This is a genomic window from Klebsiella sp. M041, from assembly GCF_059759695.1.
Genome location: NZ_JCAXWU010000008.1, coordinates 25,776 through 43,819, shown reverse-complemented (window position 1 = coordinate 43,819; position 18,044 = coordinate 25,776). Strand labels below are relative to the sequence as shown.

Annotated in this window: 12 protein-coding genes and 1 pseudogene; 6 read left to right on the top strand and 7 right to left on the bottom strand. The window is 59.4% G+C overall.

Features of this window, described 5'->3' with window-relative positions; all coding sequences use genetic code 11:
• Positions 1–70: 70 nt before the first annotated feature.
• From mntR to AC6CWS_RS12040, 4 genes are all read left to right on the top strand, one after another.
• The gene (gene mntR / locus AC6CWS_RS12055) at positions 71–544 is read left to right on the top strand and encodes a manganese-binding transcriptional regulator MntR (protein WP_004886216.1); all 474 of its coding nucleotides are present in this window, start codon (positions 71–73) and stop codon (positions 542–544) included.
• A complete protein-coding gene (locus AC6CWS_RS12050) occupies positions 541–1,653 on the top strand; it encodes an anion transporter (RefSeq protein ID WP_032455222.1) in 1,113 nt (370 codons plus the stop codon). Before mntR ends, AC6CWS_RS12050 begins: the two co-directional genes overlap by 4 nt.
• A gap of 170 nt (positions 1,654–1,823) precedes the next feature.
• Positions 1,824–3,200 (top strand): glycoside hydrolase family 1 protein, encoded by a 1,377-nt coding sequence (locus AC6CWS_RS12045; RefSeq protein ID WP_065881897.1) that lies wholly within the window; start codon positions 1,824–1,826, stop codon positions 3,198–3,200.
• 68 nt (positions 3,201–3,268) lie between these two features.
• Entirely contained in the window at positions 3,269–3,985 is a 717-nt protein-coding gene (locus tag AC6CWS_RS12040) for a GntR family transcriptional regulator (RefSeq protein WP_044521840.1), read from the top strand.
• Between the two features lie 147 nt (positions 3,986–4,132).
• Here the strand turns inward: AC6CWS_RS12040 and ldtB are convergent, their stop codons facing one another.
• A complete protein-coding gene (gene ldtB, locus AC6CWS_RS12035) occupies positions 4,133–5,047 on the bottom strand; it encodes a L,D-transpeptidase (RefSeq protein ID WP_032428696.1) in 915 nt (304 codons plus the stop codon).
• 177 nt (positions 5,048–5,224) lie between these two features.
• Positions 5,225–6,140 (bottom strand): annotated as a pseudogene (locus AC6CWS_RS12030) (tyrosine-protein phosphatase).
• A gap of 48 nt (positions 6,141–6,188) precedes the next feature.
• Between AC6CWS_RS12030 and AC6CWS_RS12025 the strand changes: the two are divergent.
• Positions 6,189–7,781 (top strand): ABC-F family ATPase, encoded by a 1,593-nt coding sequence (locus tag AC6CWS_RS12025; RefSeq protein WP_023288955.1) that lies wholly within the window; start codon positions 6,189–6,191, stop codon positions 7,779–7,781.
• Positions 7,782–8,156: 375 nt separating this feature from the next.
• Here AC6CWS_RS12025 and AC6CWS_RS12020 read toward each other — a convergent pair whose 3' ends face one another.
• Both AC6CWS_RS12020 and AC6CWS_RS12015 read right to left on the bottom strand, forming a co-directional pair.
• Positions 8,157–10,520, bottom strand: coding sequence for a glycoside hydrolase family 31 protein (locus AC6CWS_RS12020; protein ID WP_065881893.1), 2,364 nt, complete (start codon positions 10,518–10,520; stop codon positions 8,157–8,159).
• Positions 10,521–10,535: 15 nt separating this feature from the next.
• Positions 10,536–11,837: an MFS transporter gene (locus AC6CWS_RS12015; RefSeq protein ID WP_004886240.1), complete on the bottom strand. Its 1,302-nt coding sequence runs from the start codon at positions 11,835–11,837 to the stop codon at positions 10,536–10,538.
• Between the two features lie 299 nt (positions 11,838–12,136).
• Between AC6CWS_RS12015 and AC6CWS_RS12010 the strand changes: the two genes are divergently transcribed.
• A complete protein-coding gene (locus tag AC6CWS_RS12010) occupies positions 12,137–13,210 on the top strand; it encodes a LacI family DNA-binding transcriptional regulator (protein ID WP_032429114.1) in 1,074 nt (357 codons plus the stop codon).
• On the opposite strand, the gene AC6CWS_RS12005 is transcribed toward AC6CWS_RS12010, so the two are convergent.
• From AC6CWS_RS12005 to AC6CWS_RS11995, 3 genes are all read right to left on the bottom strand, one after another.
• Positions 13,207–14,472 carry a DUF1479 domain-containing protein gene (locus AC6CWS_RS12005; protein WP_017900150.1) on the bottom strand — a complete coding sequence of 422 codons (1,266 nt, stop codon included), beginning with the start codon at positions 14,470–14,472 and terminating at the stop codon, positions 13,207–13,209. The two genes, AC6CWS_RS12010 and AC6CWS_RS12005, sit on opposite strands and share 4 nt — an antisense overlap.
• Before the next feature lie 140 nt (positions 14,473–14,612).
• On the bottom strand, positions 14,613–15,428 hold the full coding sequence (locus tag AC6CWS_RS12000; protein ID WP_065881889.1) for a Cof-type HAD-IIB family hydrolase: 816 nt from the start codon (positions 15,426–15,428) through the stop codon (positions 14,613–14,615).
• A gap of 180 nt (positions 15,429–15,608) precedes the next feature.
• Positions 15,609–18,041, bottom strand: coding sequence for a formate C-acetyltransferase/glycerol dehydratase family glycyl radical enzyme (locus tag AC6CWS_RS11995; RefSeq protein WP_048334507.1), 2,433 nt, complete (start codon positions 18,039–18,041; stop codon positions 15,609–15,611).
• Positions 18,042–18,044: the final 3 nt, after the last annotated feature.

The window sequence follows — 18,044 nt, the reverse complement described above, 5'->3', positions numbered from 1 at the left end:
TTGGCGCAATCCATTACAATGTGGATCTTTTTATATGATGCTTGACGCGTCACACGAATGAGGAAGCACAATGAACCGTCGCGCAGGTAAGCCAATAACAAAAAAAGTGACGCAGTTAGTAAATGTTGAAGAGCACGTTGAAGGGTTCCGCCAGGTGCGGGAAGCGCATCGGCGCGAGCTGATTGACGACTATGTTGAACTGATTTCCGACCTCATCCGCGAGGTGGGCGAGGCGCGTCAGGTGGATATGGCCGCCCGGCTGGGAGTCTCGCAGCCCACCGTCGCCAAGATGCTCAAACGGCTGGCCAGCGTCGGCCTTATCGAACAGATCCCGTGGCGCGGCATATTCTTAACCGCGGAGGGTGAGAAGCTGGCCCAGGAGAGCCGCGAGCGCCATCAAATCGTGGAGAACTTCCTGCTGGCGATCGGCGTCAGTCCGGAGATCGCCCGTCGTGATGCCGAAGGGATGGAGCATCACGTGAGCGAAGAGACGCTGGCGATGTTCCTGAAATTTACCCAAACACAGGGATCTCAGGAAGCATGACTCTTCCCTTCGTCCAGTCGCTGCTGCGCGATCGTTTTCTCCATCTGCTGCTGATTATCGCCTGCGTGCTCAGCGTGATGGTGCCGTTTGTCCCGGCAAGCTGGCCGGCGGCCATTGACTGGCATACCATCATCACCCTCAGCGGCCTGATGCTGTTGACCAAGGGGATTGAACTGAGCGGCTATTTTGACGTGCTGGGGCGTAAAATGGCCCGCCGCTTTGTCACCGAGCGTCAGCTGGCTATGTTTATGGTGCTGGCGGCGGCGCTGCTGTCCACCTTCCTCACCAACGACGTCGCGCTGTTTATTGTGGTGCCCCTGACCCTGACCCTGAAGAAGTGGTGCGCCATCCCGGTAAACCGGCTGATTATTTTCGAAGCGCTGGCGGTGAACGCCGGGTCGCTGCTGACGCCGATCGGCAACCCGCAGAACATCTTGCTGTGGGGGCGCTCCGGTCTCTCTTTCCCTGGGTTTATCGGCCAGATGCTGCCCCTGGCGGCGGCAATGATGCTAACCCTGCTGGCGCTGTGCTGGTTCTGTTTCCCGGCAAAGCGGCTTACCTACCAGAGCAGCGATATGGCGCCATCGTGGCAGCCTAAGCTCGTCTGGAGCTGTCTGGGGCTCTATCTGGTGTTCCTGACGGCGCTGGAGATGGATCAAGCGCTGTGGGGACTGGCGCTGGTGCTGCTGGGCTTTCTGGCGCTGGCCCGGGCGGTGATCGTCCATGTTGACTGGTCGCTGCTGCTGGTGTTTATGGTGATGTTTATCGACGTCCATCTGCTGACCCAGCTTCCGGCGCTGCACCAGGTGCTGAGCGGGGTCGGGACGCTCTCCGGCGGTGGACTGTGGCTGACCGCCATCGGCCTGTCGCAGGTGATCAGCAATGTGCCCTCGACCATTCTGCTGCTCAACTATGTCCCACCGTCGATCCTGCTCGCCTGGGCGGTTAACGTGGGGGGCTTTGGTCTGCTGCCGGGCTCGCTGGCCAATATCATCGCCCTGCGCATGGCTGGCGATCGGCGGATCTGGTGGCGTTTCCATCTCTACTCCATTCCCATGCTGCTGTGGGCGGCCCTCACCGGCTATTGGCTCTTCAAACTCTGCGCCTGATTTCCGCAGCAGTCTGCCGCCCTCCACGTCGTTCGACAGGATCGCCCCCCGGGGCGATCTTTTTTTTGCCCGGCTCACAGAAAACGATCCCTGGCTTTGCGCATCCGTTCGCTTTTCGATATATGACTAGTCATGGAATTTAAATGACTAGTCATATATCGAGGCGCAGGATGAAAAACAGACTACCGGCAGATTTCTTATGGGGTAATTCCGTCTCCAGCATGCAGACGGAGGGGGCGTGGAACGAGGGCGGCAAGGGGATGTCGGTGTACGATATCCGGCAACCGGCAGAATTCGCTTCCGACTGGAAGGTGGCGACCGACTCCTATCATCGCTTTAGGGAAGATTTCGATCTGATGCAGGATCTGGGCATGAACTGCTACCGTTTTCAGATCGCCTGGAGCCGGGTGTGCCCTGAGGGAGACGGCGAGTTCAATGAAGAGGGCATCGCCTTCTACCATCAGTTTATTGATGAACTGATCGCCCGCGGCATCGAGCCGATGATCTGCCTGTACCACTTCGATATGCCGCTCTCGCTGGCGGAGCGCTACAACGGATTTACCGACCGCCGGGTGATGGACGCCTTTATTCGCTATGGCCAGAAGATGATCGCCTGCTATGGCGACAAGGTGAAATACTGGCTCACCTTTAATGAACAGAATCTGTACCATTCGCCGGAAGCGTTTCTGATTTCCGGCTACCTGCAGGGGGAGAAGACCCTGCGCGAGCTGTACCTGATCCAGCATCATGTGATGATGGCGCACGTCCATCTGACCGATCACCTGCATCAGACGAAGCCGCAGTGTCTGATGGGCGGGATGCTGGCCCACGCCCTGGTTTATCCGGCGACCTGCAAACCACGCGATATCCTGTGCGCCCAGCAGCTGGACGAGTTTTTAAACCAGAACCTGCTGCGGGCTTACGCCGGGGAGGGCTACAGCCCGGAAGTGATGCATTTTGTCGCCACCGAAGGGTTCGATGATATCTATCGTCCGGAGGATCTCGCGCTGATGGTGACGGTGAAGGTCGATTATCTGGCGTTCAGCTATTACGCCAGCCGGACGCTGAACAGCGATGCGATCCCGCCGGGAACGGCGGTTAACAACTATATGCTGTTTGGCAATCAGGATAACCCGTTCCTGAACGCGACAGAATGGAACTGGCAGATCGATCCGCTGGGCTTCCGGACCATCATCACCCGCTATTATAACGACTGGCGCCTGCCGGTTTTCCCGATTGAAAACGGCATCGGGGTGATTGAGTCGTGGGACGGTGAACATCCGGTTGCCGACGATTACCGCATCGCCTACCATCGCGATCATATCAACGCCATGAAAGCGGCCATGTTTGAGGATGGGGCGCAGGTGATCGGCTATCTCGGCTGGGGATTAATCGACATCCTCAGCTCGCAGGGCGATATGCGTAAGCGCTACGGCGTGGTCTACGTCAATCGCGAGAACCATGACCTCAAGGATCTGCGGCGGGTGCCGAAGAAGAGCTATGCGTGGCTGAAGCAGGTGATCCACAGCAATGGCGACGTGATGTAATGGTGTTCTGGCGGTCAGGCCGTGGATCCTGCCCGCCAGCCACTCACTGAATGTATAAGGACCGGGGAATGACGGCGAAGTATCTGCAAATCGCGCGGGAAATAAAAAAACGGATCATCAGCCAGCAGTATCCTGCCAGCGCGCCGTTACCTGACCAGTTTGCGCTGGCGGCAGAGTTCAGCACCAGCCGGATGACCATCCAGCAGGCGATGCGCCAGTTAATCGTCGAAGGGCTGATCTATACCCGCAAAGGGCAGGGCACCTTTGTGCGGAAAAATTTCCTTCAGCTGTCGCAGTGGGAGCTGCCCGGCAGCGACTATTTCGGCGCCACCAAAACCTGGGAGCATCTTGGCGAGGTACAAAGCGAAGTGGTGCGCTTTGAGGTGCGTTTTCCCACTGACAAGGAGCAGAGTTCGCTGCTGATCGACGCTGATGCCCCGGTGTATGACTTTGTTCGCCTGCGGTTGCTCAACGGGGAACCGGTGTCGCTGGATCTGACGGTCATGCCGGTGGGGCTGGTGCCGGGGCTCAATAAAAGCCATCTGGAAAGCTCGGTGTTTCGCTATATCCAGGAGACGCTGGGGCTGAAGCTGATGGGATCTTACCGCGTGGTGCGGGCGATGAAGCCGGATGAACTGGATAAACAGCATCTTCACTGCGAGCCCACCGATCCGGTGCTGGAGGTGGAGCAGGTTATCTATCTGGAAGACGGCACGCCGCTGGAGTACGCCCACTGCCACTATCGCTACGACCACGGCGGGATTATTCTGGTGAATAACGGCTAGACCGGGGGCCCCGGTTGGCGCAGCGCTTAGCAGGGCCAGGGTGTTGTCAGGTTCAGTCGCCAGGCAAGGCGTCAGCCGCAGCCCGGCACAACACCGATAAAAAAAACGGCGGGCATCAGGCCCGCCGTTTTTCTTGTCATGCAGAACTTAGTTCAGACGCACCGGCATACCGGAGCGGTTCTGGATAGCCTGCTCGACCACGTTCTGATCGACATCAGACTGGCTGGTGATCGCCTGTACCGGCTGAGTCAGGGTGATCGGCACGATCTCGCCGCCCTGGAACTGCGCTTCGGTGGTCGACAGCGGGTTGTGAACCTCGATGTAACGGCTGCCGTCCGGCTCGGTGGTGGCTTTTACCGGCTCATCGATAAACTGCACGCGGGTGCCGACCGGCACGTTCTCAAACAGGAATTTGATGTCATCGTTGCGCAGACGTACGCAGCCATGGCTCACGCGCAGGCCGATACCGAAGTTAGCGTTGGTACCGTGGATGGCGTACAGACGGCCGATATACAGCGCGTACAGGCCCATCGGGTTGTCCGGACCGGCCGGTACGACGGCTGGCAGCGGGTTGCCGGCGGCAGCGTATTCCGCATGCATCTTGGCGGTCGGCGTCCAGGTCGGGCCAGCCTTCTTACGTTCGACTTTGGTGGTCCAGTTGATTGGCGTGTCTTTGCCTAACTGGCCGATACCGATCGGCAGAACAATCACGGTGTTAGTGCCTTTCGGGTAGTAGTACAGACGCATTTCGGCGCTGTTGATGATGATCCCTTCATGGACGGTATCCGGCAGGATCAGCTGCTGAGGGATGTTCAGGACGCTACCGCCCTTCGGCAGATAGGTATCCACCCCCGGGTTGGCTTCCAGCATGTTGGAAAGCCCCATCTGATATTTCGCCGCGAAGTATTCCAGCGGCTGCTTGTTATCATCCGGAATGGTGATGACCTGGTTCTGACCAACCAAACGGCTGCCATCGGTTGGCAAAGGATAGGTGACAGCAGACGCTGTATTGCAAAAGCCTACGATGGCGAAGGCTGCCGCTAAGAGTGTAGATAATTTCATAGTTTTTAATGTCGTGTGCGAAATCAACGCCACACAGGCCTTTGTTAATGATTGAGACAGTAGATGGGAGCGCATTATATGTGCATTCCGCTGAACAGGTAAATCAGATGTGTACGAAATCACATTTTTTTCCCTGTCGCCTCGGCTGCCGCGCCCTGGCGTTCGGGGCGACGAGGGTTAGTCTTCCAGCAGCCGGCCCTGCATCGCCGCGCGGACCGGGGCGGTAAGCTGGTACTCTTCCGCCAGCCAGGCGTCGACATTGCCATAGCGCTGCTGAATGGCCGACAGCGCGGCGGCGAGATAGGATTCTTTCACCGTCAGGATGTCCGCCAGGCTCTGGCGCCCCTGGGGCGTCAGGTCGTTGCCGAGCATCTCCAGCATCCAGGCCTCCACCTGCGTCAGCATGCCATGGGTAAGGAGATACTCCTCCATCACCGTCTCGCTGTCGCATCCGACGGCGAACAGGGTTAACGCGCAGCCGACGCCGGTGCGATCTTTACCGACCGCGCAGTGTTGCAGCAAGGCGCCGTCGAAAGGGGTCGTCAGCCATGCGGCGAGCTGGCGATAGGCCGGATTGTTAAACGGCAGCTGGCGATAGAGTTGCAGCATAAACTGCTCGCCGTTGAGCGCATTAAGGGTGGCGGCATTCAGCTCGGTGACCTTCGCGTTGACCTCGCCGATCGGCGGATTGGCCGGCGCGTTGAGATAGTGGGTGAGCGGGCTCAGTTTGTCCGGCGTGCGCTGTACTTCACCGGGGTCGCGGTAGTCGAGCACCCGGCTGAGCGGCAGGGTATCCAGGTGGTCGAGATCCTCTGCCGTTAGCCGGTTTAGCGCACCGGAGCGTAGCAGCTTGCCGCTGCGTACCCGGCGTCCGTCGGCGGCGCGCTGGCCGCCCAGGTCGCGAAAATTAATGCCGCCCTGCAGGGATAAAAAGGCCGGATGTCGCGGTTGGCTGGTGGTCATGGGACTCCTCATCATCACGTACAGAATAACGGTTTGCGCGCAGGTCTCTGGCGCATCTGACAAAGACCTTAGCACAAGCGCCGCGGCGGAATTTACCGCAGACCGTGAAAAGTGCGTCATTTACTGGCATAATGTCTGCTGTATCACACCCCTCATACTCTTTTTTCAGGATATCCCCGTGCTAGTATCCAGCAACGTTACCATGCAGTTTGGCAGTAAGCCGCTGTTCGAAAATATCTCCGTTAAATTTGGCGGCGGCAACCGTTATGGTCTGATCGGCGCCAACGGCAGCGGTAAATCGACCTTTATGAAGATCCTCGGCGGCGATCTCGAACCGACGCTGGGCAACGTTTCTCTCGACCCGAACGAGCGCATCGGTAAGCTGCGTCAGGATCAGTTCGCCTTTGAAGCGTTCACCGTGCTGGATACGGTCATTATGGGCCACGGCGAGCTGTGGGAAGTGAAGCAGGAGCGCGATCGCATCTACTCCCTCGCCGAGATGAGCGAAGAAGATGGCTATAAAGTGGCCGACCTGGAAGTGAAATATGGCGAAATGGATGGCTACTCTGCTGAAGCGCGCGCGGGCGAACTGCTGCTGGGCGTGGGCATTCCGGTTGAACAGCATTACGGCCCGATGAGCGAAGTCGCCCCAGGCTGGAAGCTGCGAGTCCTGCTGGCGCAGGCGCTGTTCTCTAACCCGGACATTCTGCTGCTCGATGAACCGACCAACAACCTGGACATCGACACCATTCGCTGGCTGGAGCAGACGCTGAACGACCGCGACAGCACCATGATTATCATCTCGCACGACCGTCACTTCCTGAACATGGTTTGCACCCACATGGCGGATCTGGACTACGGCGAGCTGCGCGTCTATCCGGGCAACTACGACGAATACATGACGGCGGCCACCCAGGCGCGTGAACGTCTGCTGGCGGACAACGCCAAGAAAAAAGCGCAGATTGCCGACCTGCAGTCCTTCGTTAGCCGCTTCAGCGCCAACGCCTCTAAATCGCGTCAGGCCACCTCGCGCGCGCGTCAGATTGACAAAATCAAGCTGGAAGAGGTCAAAGCCTCCAGCCGTCAGAACCCGTTTATCCGCTTCGAGCAGGATAAGAAACTGTTCCGTAACGCGCTGGAAGTGGAAGCCCTCACCAAAGGCTTTGAAGACGGTCCGCTGTTCAAAAACGTCAATCTGCTGCTGGAAGTGGGCGAGAAGATTGCCATTCTGGGCGCCAACGGCGTGGGTAAATCCACGATGCTGAAAACCCTGGTGGGTGAACTGCAGCCGGACAACGGCACCGTGAAATGGTCTGAAAACGCGCAACTCGGCTACTACGCGCAGGATCATGAGTACGAGTTCGAAAACGACCTGACGGTCTTCGAGTGGATGAGCCAGTGGAAACAGGAAGGCGACGACGAGCAGGCTGTGCGCAGTATCCTTGGTCGACTGCTGTTTAGCCAGGATGACATCAAGAAGCCGGCGAAAGTATTGTCCGGTGGTGAGAAGGGCCGCATGCTGTTTGGTAAGCTGATGATGCAGAAGCCAAACATCCTGATAATGGATGAACCGACCAACCACCTGGATATGGAATCCATCGAATCGCTGAACATGGCGCTGGAGATGTATCAGGGTACCCTGATCTTCGTCTCCCACGACCGTGAGTTCGTCAGCTCGCTGGCCACCCGCGTGCTGGAGATTACCCCGGAACGGGTGATCGACTTCAGCGGCAACTACGAAGACTACCTGCGCAGTAAAGGTATCGAGTAATCCCGCTTCGTTACCCGGGTTGCGGCTACGCCTTACCCGGGCTACGCCTGGCATGTGACCTGTAGGCCCGCGCAAGCGTAGCGCCGCCGGGCAATAACCGCGTGTAAAGAGCCACTTTCGCGCCGGATGGTGGCTGCGCCTTATCCGGCCTACGGTCCGTGCCATTGTGAGCTTAAGAGCTCTATCTTGTACCCATGGTTACTGAAACTGTCCGTTACCCGGGCTACCAAACCGCACAGTGCTGTAGCCCCGGTAAGCGGTAGCGCCACCGGGGATTTTGAGGCCACCAGTTTGTAGCCCGGATTAGCGTAGCGCCATCCGGGAACATTATTAAATCCAGGCCGGGCGAGGCGTAAGCCGCCGCCCGGCATATGCTCAGAGCCTCCACTCCGTTCCTTCGACGCCATTCACCAGCAGTTTGCGTTTTTCTCCCGCCGGTAATGACAGTTTCAGCGCTTTCCACGCCGGGCGATAATTGCCGCGGGCGTTGACCTTCAGGTTGATAGTGCTGCTGTCGCACGCCATTTCCCACTCCAGCCACAGCGCATCGCCCTGTTTATAGCCCCAGCTTTCGCCGTCATCCTCAAACAGCAGACCCGAAGTGGTTCCGACGCCTTTCAGCGGGAACAGCTGCAGTTCGCGGCGATCGTCCTGTTGCGCAGCAACATGGCGGATGCGCTCGCTGAGCGGCAGTCCGGCCCCGGCGCGCACCAGCAGCGGCAGTGTTTCCAGCGGCGCGTCGAGGGTGACCCACTGGCCGCCGGTGAACCACTGGTGGCTGTAGAAATCGTACCATCCGGCCTGATTATCCGGCAGCCACACCTCACGCTGGCGGGCGCCAGGCTCGACCACGCTGGCCACCAGCAGATCGCGGCCCAGCAGGAAGTCATCGCATTCGGCGAAGGTCTGCGCGTCGTGCTGATGATCGAGGAAGGTCGGGCGCAGCATCGGCTCGTCGTCAGCATGCGCCTGCCACAGCAGGGTGTACAGATAGGGCAGCAGGCGGTAGCGCAGCTCAATAGCGGAACGAATGGCCGGGGTGACGGCCGGATACATCCAGGCTTCGTTGACCGTCTGGTCGTCATTCCACGAATGAATAGTAAAGCGCGGGTGCATCACGCCGTTTTGTACCCAGCGCACGAACAGCTCCGGCTCAGGTTTATCGCCGGAGAAACCGCCGACGTCGTGGCCGACGTTAAACAGCCCGGAAAGGCTCATGCCCAGCCCCATGCGGATGTTATAGCGCAGCGTATCCCAGTTGGTGCGGTTATCGCCGCTCCAGGTCTGGACGTAGCGCTGCATCCCGGCGCAGCCGGAGCGGGAGATGAGATACGGGCGCTTTTGCGGCGCAAAGCGCTGCTGGGCCTCCATCGAGGCGCGCATCATCAGCAGCGGCATCACCGGGCGAATATGCTTGATGGCGATTTCGCGGCCAAAGCCGTAGCAGCGCGCTTCGCCGTCCCACACCTCATACTCGTTATTATCGTTCCAGGTCGAATCAATGCCCATCTCCAGCAGCTGGCTGGTGACCCCCTCCTGCCACCAGGCCACGGTTTGCGGATTGGTAAAGTCGAGATGCGATCCTTCATCGTCCCAGAAGCTGGAGCGCTCCGGAGCGTCGGTTTGCGAATCGCGAACGAAGAGACCGCGCTCCGCCACCTCGCCATAGCGCGGATGGTCCTGCAGCAGGCAGGGTTTGATATTGGCGGCCAGCTTCAGCCCGGCGTCGTGGAACGACTGGCTCATCACTTTCGGCTGCGGCACCTTGTCGTGGTTCCAGTTAAAGACGTAGCGCTTGCCGTTAATCGAGGTATAGCCGGAAGAGAGCTGGAACGAATCGCACGGAATAGCGTGCTCATCGCACAGGCGGATGAAGTTCATCAGCTGATTTTGCGCATCCGGCGCGTCGGTATAGTGCATGGTCGAGCCGCTGTAGCCGAGGCTCCATTTGGGCCCGAACAGGGTTTTACCGGTCAGACGCACGAAGGCCTTGGTCACATCCAGCACCTGTTTACCGGTGAACAGGTAGTAATCGATATCGCCGGCTTCCGCCTGCCAGCGGCGATAGGCGGTATGATAGTTGTCGATTTCGTTACCCAAATCCAGCCAGCAGCTGCTCAGGTTGTCGTAAAACAGGCCATAGCTAACGTCGCTGCGTTGCGTGATGGTGAACGGAATATGTTTATACAGCGGGTCGGTGCTGGCGGCGTTGTAGCCCATGGCATCAAGGTTGCGCATTTCATAACGCTTACCGGTGCGCTGCAGGTCGCCGGCCTTTTCGCCCAGGCCATAGAAACGCTCGTCTTTGCGGCGGCTCAGATAGTGGGCGACGCCGTCGCCGTGGGCATTGGCCAGATAGGCGCTGGTGGGGCGGTCGTTGGCAAGCTGCTGCCATTCCCCGGCATCGTCGCGATAGCTCCACTCCAGCCACAGCGGCTGATGGACGGTGACGCGCAGCTGGCGGGTGGCGATGGTCAGCGTATCGCCCTCCTGGGTCAGCTGCCAGGCCGGGAGACTAAAACCGCTGAGGTCATCCCGGGCGCGGCCTTCCCACGGCACATCCTGCTGCGGAGCGATGCTCCAGGTGCGATCCAGCGCCAGCTGGCCCTGGCGTTTCAGCAGCACGCGGAATAAATTCTCTTCCAGTACGTACAGGCACAGGGTGTGCTGGCCATCGACCGTCAGTTCAACGTGATGCTCCAGCTGTTGATGCAAACTCCAGTGTTTCAACGTCTTCATATCTTACATCCACTCTCAGGCGCGCTTGGCGCGACGTTCAGCAATAAATGCCACCAGGAAAACGGCGCCAATCAGGTCAAAGAAACCCATGGCGATGAACAACGGGTTGAAGCCAATTTTGTCGGCGGTCACCCCGATTAATAACGAGAACAGGAAGCTGGCGATCCACGCCGCGGATCCGCGCATACCGTTCACCGTCGCCATTTGTCCCTTGTCGAACGACTCCACCACCAGCGCGCTGAGCATGCAGGAGATGATCTGATGCCCGAAGCCGCCAATGGAGATCAGGACGATGGTGATATAGGGATCGCGGGTGATAGCGACGAGGGCCAGGGAGATCATCAGAAACGCGCCGGTCACCGAGCTGGCGATCACCGAGTTGACTCGCGTACAGCCGAACCAGCGAACGTACAGGCGGGTGAGGTAGCCGCTGACCACGCTGCCGAGGTCGGCGGCAAGGAACGGCAGCCAGGCGAACATGGCAATCTGCTTGAGATCCATGCCGTGCTCTTTGGCCAGGTACAGCGGTACCCAGAAGCTCAGCACCGCCCAGGCGGGCTCGGCCATAAATGCGGGAATGGCGATCCCGTAGAAACGTTTATTCTTCGAGACGGTTTTGAGTGCGGTAAAGAAGGGCTGTTTCACCGGCGGCGCTTCGTTATCCTGCTTGATGTACTCGAGCTCGCTTTTGCTGAGATTGGGGTGCTTTTCCGGGTTCTGATAGAAGGCCCACCACAGCACCACCCACAGCAGGGCCAGCGCGCCGGTAAACATAAACGCCCCCTGCCAGCCGAAGGAGGCATGGGCGAAGTAGATAATCGGCGGGGCGAGCATGGCGCCGATGGAGAACCCGACGCCAGCCCAGCCGGCGGCGATTGGCCGTTCAGATTTCGGGAACCACTCGCCGATGGTCTTGGCGTTGGCCGGGGTGGCGGCCGCCTCGGCCCCGCCCATAAAGAAGCGCAATATAGCCAGGTGCAGCCAGCTGCCGGCCCCGGCGTGGGCGATGCAGGCCAGCGCCCACAGGGTGGCGCAGATCATAAACCCGAGCTTCAGGCCGATGACGTCGATAAGCCAGCCACAGAGCGGTTGGAAAATCGTGTAAGCCAACTGAAACGCGCCGACGATCCAGGAATATTGTTCGGTGGTGATACCGAGCGTCGCTTTCAGTTCCGGGGCGATAATCCCCAGCGAGTTGCGTGTGATGTAGTTGACGGTGACGCCAAGTAAAAACAGGACCAGCACCCACCAGCGCAGGTTTTTTACCACCCGGCGCGTTTTGCTGACCGCGATATCATTGTTGAGGCCTTGACTCATAGCACACTCCACATGACGTTAGTAGGGGGAAAGTGACGATCTCAATCCGTGAGCGGTCACGTAGTGTTGTTAACTATTTGAATAGTCTATTTTTTATCTCAACACCATTGGTATAACTAGTATGGAAGATGTTGGACCAATTCAGGCTAAGGGAGAAAAAACGTCGGGCAAAGCGCTATTTATGCAAGTTTTTTCATGAAATGACCGGGATCTCAAATTTTGCGCTGTCATTTGCTTACAGGGAGCGCTTTGGCGATTATGAAAATTCTTTCATTTTCCAATCGGAGCTGGATCACAAAATGGATAAAAAGCTGCGCGTCGCCGAAATCGCCGCCCGCACCGGGCTGTCGGCCAGTACCGTTTCGCGCGTCCTGGCCGGGAAGGCGAATACCAGCGACAAGGCGCGCCGGGCGGTGCTGGAGTGCGCCCGCGAGCTGGGGGTCATGCAGGGACTGGCCGCCGGACGTCTGTTGCTCAATAATCTACTGGTGTTTGCCCCACAGCGCGCCTTCGATGAGCGGTCGGATATCTTCTACTACCGGGTGATCCAGAGCATCAATAACGCGCTGGCGGCGCATGAAGTGCGCCTCCGCTACTGCGCGCTGGACGAGAACGACAGCGACGCCAATCTGTTTCTTGCCCGCATGAACGAAGCGGAGACCCAGGCCGCGGTGCTGCTGGGGATCGACGATCCGCATATTCATGGCCTGGCGGCGGACCTGGGCAAACCCTGCGTATTGATCAACTGTCGGGATGAAGGGATGCGGCTGCCGTCCATTGCCCCCGATCATCGTCTGATTGGCCTGTGCGCCGCCCGCTATCTGTTTGATATGGGGCATCGCGTGGTGATGAACGTCATGTGCCTGCGCCGCTATACCATGGAGCTGCGGCTGGGGGGGATCCAGGAGGCGTGGCGCGCGCGCAATTTGCGCTTTACCGCCAGCCGGGATCTCATCAGCGTCGCCAACTTTAGCGCCAGAGAGACCGAAGAGCAGGTGGGGGCCTGGCTTGATGGCTTACAGGGCAGGCCGTTGCCCACCGCTTTCCTGGTGGGCGGCGATTTTATGGCCGCCGGCACGGTCAGCGCATTGCAAAAGCGCGGCCTGCGGGTGCCGCAGGATGTCTCGGTGATGAGCATCGACGGGTTTAATCTGGCGGCGATCCAGGAGGTGCCGCTGACCGCGGTGCATGTGCCGCGGGATGAGCTGGGCAGCGAGGCGGTGCACCTCCTGCAGCAGCGCCTGCTGCGCCCGGAGGCGCCGCACGGTTCGCTGCTGCTGCACGGCACGCTGGTGGTGCGCGATTCGGTACGGCGGATCCGGCCGGGCAAAGGCCATACCGCCGTGGAGCCGCAGGGGCTATATGACGATTAAACCGGGATACCCAGCGCCCGTTTGCCGTGGATGTTCAGATCCTCCAGAGTGAAGCGCCCCTGCCAGCTGGCCTCATAGTCCTCGCGCGGGAAATCACCCGGCGAGGCCCCTTTTTCCAGAGCGATTTTCACTTTCTGCGCGTAGGCGAGGTTCTTCTCGCACATCGGCGCCGCCGGAATGTACATCACATTGCCCCAGCCCTGCTGATTTTCCACCGGCGCCACCGAGTGAATGACGTCGCAGTGCCACCAGACGGAATCGCCAGCGTTCAGCGCCGGGATCGAACTGAGGGCTTTGATCAGCAGCGGGTGCCACTGCTCAGAGATCGGCAGCACTCTGCCCGGCGCGACGCCGCACAGCTCATCTTCCGGCACATCGTCAAGCAGCGGGCGCAGCAGCACATAGGCCATCGCCTCGGGGATCGGCACCACGTGCAACAGTCCCTGACCCGGGATCATATCCGACAGCGCGGTCCAGCCCTGGAAAGTGCGGAACACCGAGCACTTGGTGGTGTTGTCGACAGTGTACTCTTCCACTTCAGTACGGTGCGCGGCGTCCCACGGATCGTAAGCGTCGACATGACCGTTAAAGACATTGGCGAAGACCTGCTGGTAGGCGGGGAGCAGCCAGCGCTCCAGCGCACCGGAATCGGTATGCGCGCCCAGCCCTTTCGAGGTGGTTCCCGGCGGACGGCGGCGAATGCGGTCGGGGTAAATGACGCTGACGTCCGGATCGAACCAGCGCTTGCCGTCCTGCTCAAAGCGCCACAGGCGGTTAAGGAAGGACTGCGCCGCCGCCATTTCATCGCTCTGGCGGGCCTGCATTTGCGAGGGCGACCAGTAGATGGGATAGATTTCCGGCCGCGAAGCCTCAAGCGTACCGAAGAAGCTGTCGCCTGGCCCTTTGTAGACCTCGTCGAAATGGTTCAGATCCAGATATTCCAGCATCGCGGTATCCCAGGCCAGCGCCTGTTCGCGCGGAAAGTGGCCTTTGATCACCGCGCAGCCCCGGCGCTTAATGGCCGCGCGCTGGGCATCGCTCACGGTTCCCTCGGCGATATCGCGGAACGGAATGGTTGGCCAGACCTCCTGGCCTGCGGCTTTCAGCGTCTCAATCTCCTGCAGGCGCTCGCTGATGCGCGCTGAGAGCTTATCGAACACCGCCTGGACGTCGCCGATTTGCGCCCGCAGCGCCTGCTTCATCTGGCGAATCGCCGCTTTGTGGTCGGCGGGGAGTGTTTCGTGGGTCGGGAGAGCAGCCATAATAACCTCGCTGTATCTTTCATTCGAAAGTATGAAACCTTACAAGCGTTAATTTAAGTTAAAATGGAGTTAATGCAAGTTTAAAATCTTGCTGCGGCGCACAAAATGGACAAGCCGGGGCGCGCAGCCCCGGAGAGCGGTCAGGCGTTGAAGGGAGCGCGGTTATCGAGGACGGCCTGAATGACGTTCAGCGCGCCGTCATGATTATTATCGTCGGTCGCGTATCCGGCGATAGCTTTGATGCTGTCGGCGGCGTTACCCATGGCGAAAGCGTATTTCACCAGCTTCAGCATTTCGGCGTCGTTGCCGCTGTCGCCGATGGCCACGCACTGCTGCGGCGACAGGTTCCAGCGCTTGAGCAGGCGGCTGATGCCGTTGGCTTTATGCAGACCGGGAATAATCAAATCGACAAAGCCAAAGCCGCTGGTGACCGGCTTCATAATGCCGTCGAGCGAGACGTGCAGTTTATCGATCAGCTGCGGGATCTCGCTGTCCGGCAGGTTCAGAGAGAATTTGAACAGCGTATCGTCGATGGCGTGATAGTCGCTTACCCGCTGCAGACGGTGGTAGTGCTTTGACATCAGGTCGACGAAGGCGTCCGGGGCGTTATCGCTCACGTAGGCGCTGTGCAGGCCGCAGGCGACGAAGTTCAGCTGCGGATCTTTGAGTAATTCGCCAATCACCACCTGCGATTCGTGGCGGGTCAGTTCGCCGTGGAACAGCTGCTTACCATGCTCAAAGACCAGCGCGCCGTTTTCGGCGACGAACGAGATCTGCTCGCGGATCTCCGGGAAGAAGGAGATCAGCTGATAGTACTGGTTGCCGCTGGCGACAACGAATTCAATGCCGCGCTGCTGCAGCTGGGCGAATTGCGCCATAAACCGCGATCGGTCGTAGGTTTTGGCGTCATTGAGAAAAGTTCCGTCCATATCGGTGACGATAACTTTAACGGTCATAAGGGGATGCTCCTGGCTTAACTTCGACCAGTAACATTCTAATTACAATGTGATGGGGAGCACAAATTTATTTCGAATGAAAGTTCACGCATTCAGAAAAATGCCGGGAGGCGGCATTGCCTTTCCCGGCCAGCAGGACAGGGGAGGCCCGCTAAGCGTCGCGCCAGCGGGCCTGAAGGGCTACAGCGTATGCTCGGTACGGGCGATGATATCGTCCTGGGTATCCGGCGACAGAGCGGTAAAGAACGCCGAGTACCCGGCGACGCGCACCACCAAATCGCGGTACTGATCAGGATGTTTCTTCGCCTCCAGCAGCGTGTCGCGCGAGACAATGTTGTACTGGATATGCCAGCCTTTATGCACCTCGAAGAAGGTGCGCAGCAGCACCATCAGCTTCTGCTTGTCGGACGCGTTTTCCAGGGTGGACGGATTCAGCTTCTGGTTTAGCAGAACGCCGCCGAGGATCGCCCCGGTGGGCAGTTTACCTACCGAACTGATGACCGCCGTCGGCCCCAGATGGTCGGTTCCGGAGGCCGGGCTGGCCCCTTCCGCCAGCGGAGTGTGCGCTTTACGGCCATCCGGCGTCGCCATGGTCTGCGCGCCGAACGGAACGTTGGCGGAGATAGAGGACGTGCCGGCGTAATAGTTGCCGCCGATCGGGCCGCGGCCATAGCGCGGGTTGTGATACTGCTTCAGCTCGTCGATATAGGTCTGGTAGGCCCGCGCCAGCAACGCGTCCACGCTGTCATCATCGTTACCGTACTTCGGCGCGCCGTTGATCAACCGCTGGCGCAGCTGCTCGTGGGTCAGGCCGTCAAAATCTTCCGCCAGCGCCTTCGCCAGTTCCTGCTGGCCGATAACGCCCTGATCGAAGACCAGCTTTTTCACCGCCGCCAGGCTGTTGCCAAGGTTGGCGATGCCCACCTGCAGGCCGGACACCCAGTCATACTTAGCGCCGCCCTGCTTAATGCTCTTCGCCCGTTCGATGCAGTCGTCCACCAGCGCCGAACAGAGAATATCGTGGACGTTCTCTTCCAGCATAGTATCGACCACATACTCAATCTCAATCGACTTACGGGTGTAGTAGCGGATCTGGCGGTCCCAGTCGGCCAGCACCTCGTCGAAGTTAGCGAAGTTGCCTTTCGACAGGGCGTGCTCCTGCGGCAGGAACACCTGGCCACTGGTGGCATCGCGGCCGCCTTCCAGCGTCGCCAGCATCACCCGCGCGAAGTTGATAAAGCTCATGCCGGTGCAGCGATAACCCCACTTGCCGCCGACCGCGGTTTCGATGCAGCCGATGGCCGCATAATCGTAGGCATCCTGCGGCTCGATACCCAGCTTGATAAATTCCGGGATCACGATCTCGTCGTTATTAAACGCCGGCATGCCGAAGCCGCAGCGGATCACCTGAACGCAGGCGTCGAGGAAGTCGTTGCTCATTCCGGCGTGGTAGCGCACGCTGAGGTTCGGCTGGGTGGAGCGCAGACGACCGCAGGATTCCAGAATGGCGTACGACAGCGGGTTGACCGCGTCCTGCGGCTGGCCGTCCACCAGGTTCTGGCCGCCGATGGTGACGTTCTGATACAGCGGGCTGCCGGCTGAGGCCTTGGAGTGCGAGCCGGAGCGGATCTTGTTGACCTCCAGCAGCTTCAGCCAGCAGCTGTGCAGCAGCTCAATGGCCTGTTCGCGATCCAACGATTGCTGCAGCTCAACGTCGCGGCGGTAGTACGGATAGAGGTACTGGTCCATGCGGCCAAAGGAGACCGAGTGGCCATTGGATTCAATCTGCAGGATCAGCTGAATGAAGTAGCACAGCTGCAGCGCCTGCCAGAAGGTCTTCGGCGGCTCATGGGCGATGATGTCGCAGTTTTCGGCAATCGCCAGCAGCTCATCGCGGCGTGCGTCACGGGATTCTGCCGTCGCCATCTCGCGCGCCAGCGCGGCAAAGCGTTTGCTGTGGTCGCTGACCGCCGCCAGCACAATATCAATCGCTTTCAGGAACTGTTCGCCGTGCAGGTCTTCCAGCACCGTCAGGTTGATGCGCGACCGGCGTTCGGCGACTTTCGCGCGCATGCCGTCCAGTCCTTTCTCCAGCAGCAGCGGGTAGTTGACCGCCAGGTGAGCGTCGCCGGAGGTCATGTTGCCCTCGGCCTTAATAATGCCGGTGGCGAGGAGCGCTTTCTGCTCATCGGTAAACATGCCGTAGCAGCGGTCCTGCACGGTCTGGCCGCGCCACCACGGGCACACTTCGTGCAGTACGCGCTTGTTCTCTTCGCTGACCGCGAAGCCGGCGCCGGGGCGGTCGGCGAGATCGTCGATCTCTTTCTCGATCCAGCTGACGGTGTATTCCGGGAAGATCGGCGCGGCGCGCACTTCGCTGGCCTGGTTGCCGACGATCAGCTCATCGTGCTTGATCCAGATGGTGCGCTCGGCCAGGTGGTGAGCCAGGGCCAGGGCGCGGCGCACCGGGATCGGCTTATCAAGATGCTGCTGATACATCTCGGTATAGTGTCGGGCGCGTTCGGTACAGACCGGCGGCTTGACGATATGCACCAGCGCCATTTTATGAGCCTGGATACGGGCGCTGAGGGTGTTGAGTTTCAGGGTAGTCATAGG